Source organism: Lacticaseibacillus sp. 866-1, assembly GCF_016861825.1.
Classification (GTDB): Bacteria; Bacillota; Bacilli; order Lactobacillales; family Lactobacillaceae; genus Lacticaseibacillus.
Genome location: NZ_BOLU01000001.1, coordinates 231,084 through 238,851, shown reverse-complemented (window position 1 = coordinate 238,851; position 7,768 = coordinate 231,084). Strand labels below are relative to the sequence as shown.

Sequence of the window (7,768 nt, the reverse complement as noted above, 5' to 3'; positions counted from 1 at the left end):
GAGTCTTATTTACCTTGGAATCAGTATCTGAAGCCATCAAAACAAGAGATTGCTTGAACAACGAAGGGGCGTAATCCGAGAATGCGGATTACGCCCTTTCTTAGTTTGCCAGGCGGTCGGTTATTGGGTGCTTACCAGTAAACTGACCTTATGAACATTTCAAGCAGCGCCACGGATCCTTAGTCCTTACTAGGCCTGGGTTCAGTGGCGCTTTTTTCGTGGAGATGGCAAGGTGTTTAAAATCCTGATGCAAAATATGCATGGCAAGGTGCGCCTGACATTTTTTCTCGCCCCGCTGGTCATGCTGATTGAGGTCTTCTGCGACTTGCAGCAGCCGACGATGATGGCGGACATTGTGGACTCAGGACTGGCCAAGGGGGATATGCAGTTCGTGCTCAAAACGGCGGCCCTGATGCTCATGTTCGCGTTGATCGGCATCTGCGCTGGGGGCGGGTCCGGCGTCTTGGGCAATTATGCCTCACTGCACATGGGGCAAAGCCTGCGCACGAAAATGCTGACCATTGCCTTAAATTCTCGCGCGGCGGGCGGTCTGCCGCCAGCAACTTTGATCACCCGCATCACCAACGACGTGACCCAGATGCAGAATTTGGTGATGATGATGACCCGGGGGATGGTGCGGGCACCGATGCTGATGCTTGGCGGCGTGGTCATGTCGACGCTTGTGTCACCCCGCCTCGCCCCGATCTTGTTCGTGATCCTGCCAGTTCTGCTGGTGTACACACTCCTGGTGATGCGGCGCAGCCTGCCGTTTTACACGGACATGCAAAACAAAACGGACAACATGAACCGCGTGATGCGCGAAAACCTTCAAGGCGCTAAAACCATCAAAGCCTTCGTGTTAGAAAAACACCAGCAAGATCAGTTCACGCAGACCAACACGGCGCTGTTGAACAGTTCCGTGCGCGCGTCCATGGCCACTGTGCCGCTGGCTCCGGTAATCCAGTTTCTGCTTAACTTGGGGGTCGTGATTGCGCTGGCCTACGGGGGCACCTTGGACGTTGGCGGCGTGATTCTTGACGGACAAATCATTGCCTTCATCAATTACATGATTCAGATCACTAACGCGATGGTCATGACGGTGAATATTATCACCGCGTTTTCGCGGGCAATCACGTCGGCGACGCGCGTTCAGGCGGTCCTCAGCGAGCAGGCCGGTGAGATGCAGGTTGGTTCTGCTGCTGGTGCGCCGCAGGATTCGAGTGTGACGTTTGATCACGTCTCGTTCGGCTACGATCAAAGCAAGCCCATTCTGGATGGCATCAGTTTCGCCGTGCCAAGCGGGCAGTGGCTCGGCATTATCGGCACCACTGGTTCTGGCAAGTCAACTTTGATCAATTTACTGACCCGCGGGTTTGATGATTATACCGGCACCATTAAGATCGGCGGCGTGGACACCCAGCAGCTCGACTTGGCGGCGGTGCATCACAAGGTGACCGTGGCCACCCAAGACGCCATGCTGTTTTCCGGGACGGTGCGGCACAACCTGACCTTTGGCGACAAGGCGGCCACCGATGCCGAGCTGGCCGCCGGTGCGCACCTGGCGGACGCGGATGAGTTCATCGATCCGCTGCCCAAGCGGTATGATGCGCCGGTTGAGCAGGGCGGGAAGAACTTCTCCGGAGGCCAGCGGCAGCGGCTGAACATCGCGCGCGCGGCCGTGCCAGACCCCGATATTCTGGTGTTCGACGATGCGACCAGTGCCGTCGATCAAACCACTAATGCCCGCATTCAGCAGCGCCTGGTTCAGCATCGGCGCGGCCGCACCACGCTGATCATTTCGCAGCGCGTGGCCAACCTGCTGCAGTGCGACCAGATCCTGGTCATGCAGGAAGGCCGACTAGCGGCCCGGGGCACCCACCAGGAGCTGTTGGCTAGTTCGCCGTTTTACGCGCAATTGGTTGAAACTCAGCTGGGAGGAGGACGTTTTGATGCAAGTGATGAATCACGGGCCTAGGCACAACCTGCACCAGGAAAAGGCGCAAGTCACGGACTGGAAGAAGACGGCCCGGCGGATTCTAGGCTACATTGGCTTTGCACGCGGGAAGCTGTTGATTGTTTTTGGGCTGACCATTTTCACCACTGCAGCCACCATTATTGGCAACCGGGTCAACGGCATTGTCGTCGATCAGTTTCTCAAGGCCAGCAAGCTGCATTTACTTTATGTCATTTGCTTGGTGCTCGGTGTGATGTACCTGCTTTCAGCGGTGTTCACCTATTTTCAGAATTCGGTGACGGTGAAAGTGGCCCAGAAGGCGTCAGCGGACATTCGGCGCGACATTTTCAGCAATCTGCAGCGCCTGCCGATGCGCTACTTTGACACGCATGATAACGGGGATGTGATGTCGCGGCTGACTAACGATGTGGACAACATCAACACCGCCATGATGCAGACCTTCGTTCAACTGTTTACGGGGATTGTTTCCGTTGTTGGCATGGGGGCGGCAATGCTGGTGCTGTCGCCGCTGCTGACGCTGATTGCGCTGGCCGCTTCGGGGCTGACGTACCTGTTCACCCGCGCCGCGGCTAAGGTCACCCAAAAGGCCTTCACGACGCAGCAGGAGGCGCTGGGTGCGTTAAACACGCAAATTGAAGAATCGGTGTCGGGTAAGCAGGTGGTTCAGCTGTTTGACCATGAGGCAGACACAATGGCGACGTTTAATCAGACCAACGCGCGATACACGCATGCCGCCTTTATCGCGCAGTCTGTGTCCAGCTTCATCGGGCCGGTAAACAACGGGACCAACAACCTGGCGTACCTGGCGATCACTGCGGCAGGGGCAATTTCGATGCTCACCGGCAGCAGTACCATCACCGTTGGGATCATCTTCACCTTTCTGATTTACCTGCGTAATTTCACCGGACCAATCAACAATGTGCTGAATTTGATCAACACGCTGCAGCTGTCGCTAGCTTCGGCTGAGCGTGTCTTTGAGGTGATCGATGAGCAGCCTGAGGAAGATGTCCCAGAGGCGGTCTCAGTTAAAACCACCACCGGGCACGTTGAGTTTGAGCACGTTGATTTTGCCTATGAACCGGGCCGCCAGATTTTGCACGACATTAACCTTGTTGCTGAACCTGGCCAGACCATCGCGCTGGTAGGGGCAACCGGCGCGGGCAAGACCACCATCATGAATTTGCTGACCAATCTTTACCCACTGCAATCCGGCCGGGTGCTGCTGGACGGCCGCGACGTGACGACAATTCGGCGAGCCGACTTGCGGCACTTGATTACCGTAGTGCAACAGGAGCCTTACATGTTCCAACTGTCGATCCGCGAGAATATCCGGCTGGGGCGAGCGTCTGCCAGCGACGATGACGTGGTGCTGGCGGCCCAGCACGCCCATGCTGACGGGTTTATCCGCCAGTTGAAAGACGGCTATGACACGGTGCTGTCAGAAAACGCGCACAATATCTCGCAAGGCCAGCGGCAGCTGCTCAGCATCGCCCGCGCTTTTATTGCGGAGGCGCCAGTGCTAGTGCTGGATGAGGCCACAGCCTCGATCGACTCCAACACCGAGGCGGACGTTCAGCGTGCCATGACCAGCTTGATGAAAGGCAAGACCAGCTTTGTCATCGCGCATCGCCTGTCGACCATTCGCCACGCGGACCAGATTTTGGTCATCGATGCCGGCCGGGTGGTTGAACACGGGACCCACGAAAGCCTGCTCAAGCAAAACGGCGCCTATGCCGCGCTTTATAACAGTCAGTTTGACCAGCAGTAAAAAACCAGTCGGCGCTCAAGCGTCGGCTGGTCTTTTACTTGGTGGGAATGACTTGATGCAGGTCGTTGCGGTCCTTATCCTGCATGATCGATTGCATGTAGCGGTGGAGGCTCGGTAATTGGTTATCGACCTGGTAGCCAGGTTGTTCGCGTAGCCTAGCCGCTTGGGCGTTTGAGAGGCTATCCTGGCCGGTAAAAAACCGCCAGTTGAGCTGGCCGAGAAATTTGACGCCGGCGGCTTGCTCTTGGGGACTCAGTTTTTTCCCGTACAGACTGTTCAGCGCGAGCGCCTCGCCATTTTGCAAGAATAATCGCTTCAGATAGGATTGGTAATGCCTTAGGTCCGGGTTTTGCCGCTGCTTCGCACTCAGGACTGGCAGCACGTTCACTGCCTTGCGATCATAAGTCAGCTTGGTGGGGGTGAGCTGAACCACCCCGTAGCCCCCAGGGGAAATAGAAAACGCGCCATTAACGATTTCGACCGGTTCGCCGGGCTGACTGCCGCTTTTGATGTCTTGCGCGTGGATGTGGCCGGAGAAAACGACCGGGACGTGATACGTCGTCAGCAGCTTCCGCAGGGCGGGGGCGTTGTTCAGCACGTAACCGTGATTGACCATCGCGTTGTGTGAGTAAAGGTTGTGGTGCATGAACACCAGGCTGGTGCGGCCAGCTTTTTGGCCAGCGGCCAGCCGGCTGCGCAGCCAGCTCATGGTGGCCGGTTTTAGCTCGCCACCGGTGTTTGGGTTGCGGTTGCTCGGCTGGATGGTGTAAATGTTGGAATCAAGCATGATCAGCTGGTAATCGCGATTTAAGTTCACGGTATAGCTGAGCGAGTCTGCGTCTTCGCTGGTTTCATTGCGATAGCCATCGCTGAAAATATTCCGCCAGTCGGTGGGGCTGATCTGTTCCACCTTCAGCTGCTGCTTGCCCTGATATTTGCGGGCCCAGCCGTCATAGATGTCGTGATTGCCGGGGATGACCAGCACGTGAATACCGGCCTTTTGGAGCGGGGACAAGCGCTTGGCCAGGCTTTCGGCGCTGGCCTTGGCGCCGTTCAGCGTGACATCACCCGTAAGAATGACCGCGGTCGGCCGAGGCGTTGCGGTCAGCGCCTCATGCACCAACGCGCGGATGGCGACGGGCTGATACTTCAGGTCCTTGCCGGCGGCGCTTTGCTGGATCTCCCGAAAAGCGGTTCGGTTGTCGTGCAGCGCCGGGGCAATGAAATGGTCGTCAGACAGCACCCAGAAAGTGGGGGTGCGGCTGTTGGTCAGTGTCTTGGCCGCTTGCGTGCGCTGAGGAACCGCCGCAGTCAGCCCCCATGCCAAAAGCACCAGTGCCAGCAGCGCCCCACCAATTTTGACCAGCCATTTCATCATGTCGCTTCACCCCAGTTGTATTCGATGATTCGATTGTACCGCAACTAGTCGTGCCGCGTGGATGTGTTTTTGGGGTGTGCACGCGGTCAATTGCGGCTTGCCGCGTAATCTTTGACTGGAGGTGAGGCCATGTTAGTCGCATTGAATCAGGCCGACGAGCTGGTGACACTGAGAAGCCACGACCAGGCGCGGCGGCTTTTTGGTCAATCATTTCGCTGTCCGGCCTGCAAGGGTGAGCTGCGGATCAAAAACGGGGCGCAACTGATCGCGCATTTTGCCCATAAGGACAACGCCTGCAGCGCGTCAAGTGAGCCGGAAAGTGAAACTCACTTGGCCGGCAAATGGTGGCTGGCCAAATTTGGCGAGCAACTGGGCGACGCGGTTGCGCTGGAAACCTACTACCCGCCAATTCAGCAGCGCGCCGATGTGGTGTGGCAGCACCACGGTCGCCCCCGGATCCTCGAATTCCAGTGCAGCGGGATCAGCCCTGAACGTCTGCAAGTGCGGACGGTAGGCTATCAATCGCTGGGACTTGAAGTTATCTGGATCGCCTGCCCAGCCTACATCACCCGTTGGCCAGGGGCCAAACAGGCCCGCTTTTTGCAGTGTTCAAAGGCCCTGGGTTTTCATCTTTGGCAGCTGGATCCTCAGGCTAAGGTGCTGACGCGCCTGCAACTGACCGGCCCGGCCATTGTTGAAACCCAGTACCGTCAAGGGCTGCCGCCTCAGACGCGGCGCCGGGAATACATTGAGTCACTCGCCAGTCGGGCCAAGGCGCTTCAGCTGGCCTTGGTGCACCGCGCGCCTGCTGTGATGAAGCTGCAAGAGCAGGCGAGCGCACAGGGGCGCAATCTAGCCGGCGCGCCCTGGCTGATCCACATGCAGCTGCGGCATCTGCCCGGACTCGATGCGCCGGAGTGGGCCATGCGGGCGGCTTGGCTGCTGACTTTTCAGGCTCAGCCGATTAAAAAAGCCGCCGAGGCCGCTTTTTGGAGGCAGTATTCGAGTGTGCGGGCGCCGCAACTGCCTGAAGGACAGTTGCAAAGCGCAATCAGGCGCCAGTGGCTTGAGGTGCTGACCCAGGCCGGGTTGCTTCAGGAAACCGCGGCCGGCTGGCAGTGGCTTCGGGTCCCTCAGTGGTATCAGACCATCGACGAGAAGTTGCAAGCCCTCGGTCAGGCGAGGCAGGGTTAGTGCGATACGTATCCCGTGCAGCGGTGAAGACACAAAAACGGCCAGGCTGCAGCCTGGCCGTTTGGTTATTACTGCAAGACGTGGAGCAAGTCCTTGGAGGGCTGTAGATCCGGCTGCGTGATAATGGTTTGCACCAATGATTTGAAGCGTTCGTAAGATTTTAAGTTGCCTAGGCGCAGTCCTGGATTGGGACTGGCACTGTTCATGATGACGACGGCGGGCAGCTTGGTGATGCCCATTTCCACGGCGATGGCCTGATCTGAGGCCAGGCAGTGGTGCATTTCCTCGCGGCGGCGGTCTTCGGCAAACGCCGCCAGGTCAAAACCAACAGCTGTAAGGCACTCATAGGCTGTTTCTTTGTCGTACGGCGCAACCGGAATCGTCATGTGACTCTGCTCCATGATCAGCAACTTGCGGGCTTTCTCATTACCCTGAAACTGCGCCGCTTTGTAGTCGACCGCCAACTGGTAGGCGGTGTCGAAGAGCTGATTGCGCAGTGGCAGGTTGTGCGGGTCCAGGTGCGCCTCGGCCATGTACTGGTCGATGACGGTGAAATTGACCAGCGGGACAAAGCGCAGGCTGACTTTTTGTTTCAGTTCCTGGGCGAGCCGCTGAACGACCAGCTCCGCTTCGCGGCAGCGGGTGCCAATGGGATTGATGAACAAGAAAAGTTCTAGCAATGCATTTCCTCCAGTATAGGCTAATAAGCAAGCGGTTAAGGTTTTGACAACCTTTTGGACAGTTAAGTGGGCCTGTTGTTTATCCTTACCTTACCAGAAATCTTATTAAAGACAATTAATCAGCTTGTGAAATATTCACATTTGCATAGGCGCGCTGCACCTTGTTTTGAACCGGCTGAACGCGGATATTAAACTCGCTTACAAGCTGCGACCAGTACGCCTTGGCGGCTGGCTCGTCGTGGTATTCCAACTCGAGTTCCCAATCGCGCTTGCCGTTTGGGTAGTGGGTCTCGTCCAGCGTCAATTTGCCTGCCGGGGTGTCGAGCAGGTGTCGCCAGGTGGTCGCCGCTGCAAATTGTTGCAGGCTGGCCGGCTCGATCTGCTGGCTGGCCAGGTATTCGCGAATCTGGCCGTGGGTCGCGATGCTGTTGGCGCGAATCAGCTGGCGCGCTTCGCTCACCGTCAGCGGGTCTGTCATTTCTTCCAGCAGGCGGTCAGGCCCCTTGGGCAGCTTCAGGGTTTCCTCTGCCCGGGTGTTGAACAGCCGGATGCGCAGTCCCAGTGATGCCTTTTGCAGGCGATAGTCAGCCGTGTCGTAGTACGTGTTGGCCTGGCCGAATGCTGGGGCAAAAGTCAGTGCGGCCTGCATGGCAGCGGCCTCATCAGCCGTGATCAGGGTTTTGAACTCTTGCTCGGATTGGATACTCATACAATTCACCTCGCTAATAGTATACAGCTACTCTTCCGGCCGGTGGGTGGCCCGCACTGCTTTT

Annotated in this window: 6 protein-coding genes; 3 read left to right on the top strand and 3 right to left on the bottom strand. The window is 57.4% G+C overall.

Going from position 1 to position 7,768, the window contains the following annotated elements:
• The first annotated feature begins 232 nt into the window (after nt 1-232).
• On the top strand, nt 233-1,975 hold the full coding sequence (locus tag JUE30_RS01245) for an ABC transporter ATP-binding protein (protein WP_203623260.1): 1,743 nt from the start codon (nt 233-235) through the stop codon (nt 1,973-1,975).
• Nucleotides 1,950-3,743 carry an ABC transporter ATP-binding protein gene (locus JUE30_RS01240; RefSeq protein WP_203623259.1) on the top strand — a complete coding sequence of 598 codons (1,794 nt, stop codon included), beginning with the start codon at nt 1,950-1,952 and terminating at the stop codon, nt 3,741-3,743. Before JUE30_RS01245 ends, JUE30_RS01240 begins: the two co-directional genes overlap by 26 nt.
• Nucleotides 3,744-3,777: 34 nt before the next feature.
• Here the strand turns inward: JUE30_RS01240 and JUE30_RS01235 are convergent, their stop codons facing one another.
• Nucleotides 3,778-5,118, bottom strand: a complete 1,341-nt coding sequence (locus JUE30_RS01235; RefSeq protein ID WP_203623270.1) for a metallophosphoesterase — start codon at nt 5,116-5,118, stop codon at nt 3,778-3,780.
• Between the two features lie 132 nt (nt 5,119-5,250).
• On the opposite strand from JUE30_RS01235, the gene JUE30_RS01230 reads away from it, so the two are divergent.
• Nucleotides 5,251-6,315, top strand: a complete 1,065-nt coding sequence (locus JUE30_RS01230; RefSeq protein ID WP_203623258.1) for a competence protein CoiA — start codon at nt 5,251-5,253, stop codon at nt 6,313-6,315.
• A gap of 68 nt (nt 6,316-6,383) precedes the next feature.
• Here JUE30_RS01230 and JUE30_RS01225 read toward each other — a convergent pair whose 3' ends face one another.
• Both JUE30_RS01225 and JUE30_RS01220 read right to left on the bottom strand, forming a co-directional pair.
• On the bottom strand, nt 6,384-6,995 hold the full coding sequence (locus tag JUE30_RS01225) for a DsbA family protein (protein ID WP_203623257.1): 612 nt from the start codon (nt 6,993-6,995) through the stop codon (nt 6,384-6,386).
• A gap of 115 nt (nt 6,996-7,110) precedes the next feature.
• Nucleotides 7,111-7,704 carry a CYTH domain-containing protein gene (locus JUE30_RS01220; RefSeq protein WP_203623256.1) on the bottom strand — a complete coding sequence of 198 codons (594 nt, stop codon included), beginning with the start codon at nt 7,702-7,704 and terminating at the stop codon, nt 7,111-7,113.
• Nucleotides 7,705-7,768: the final 64 nt, after the last annotated feature.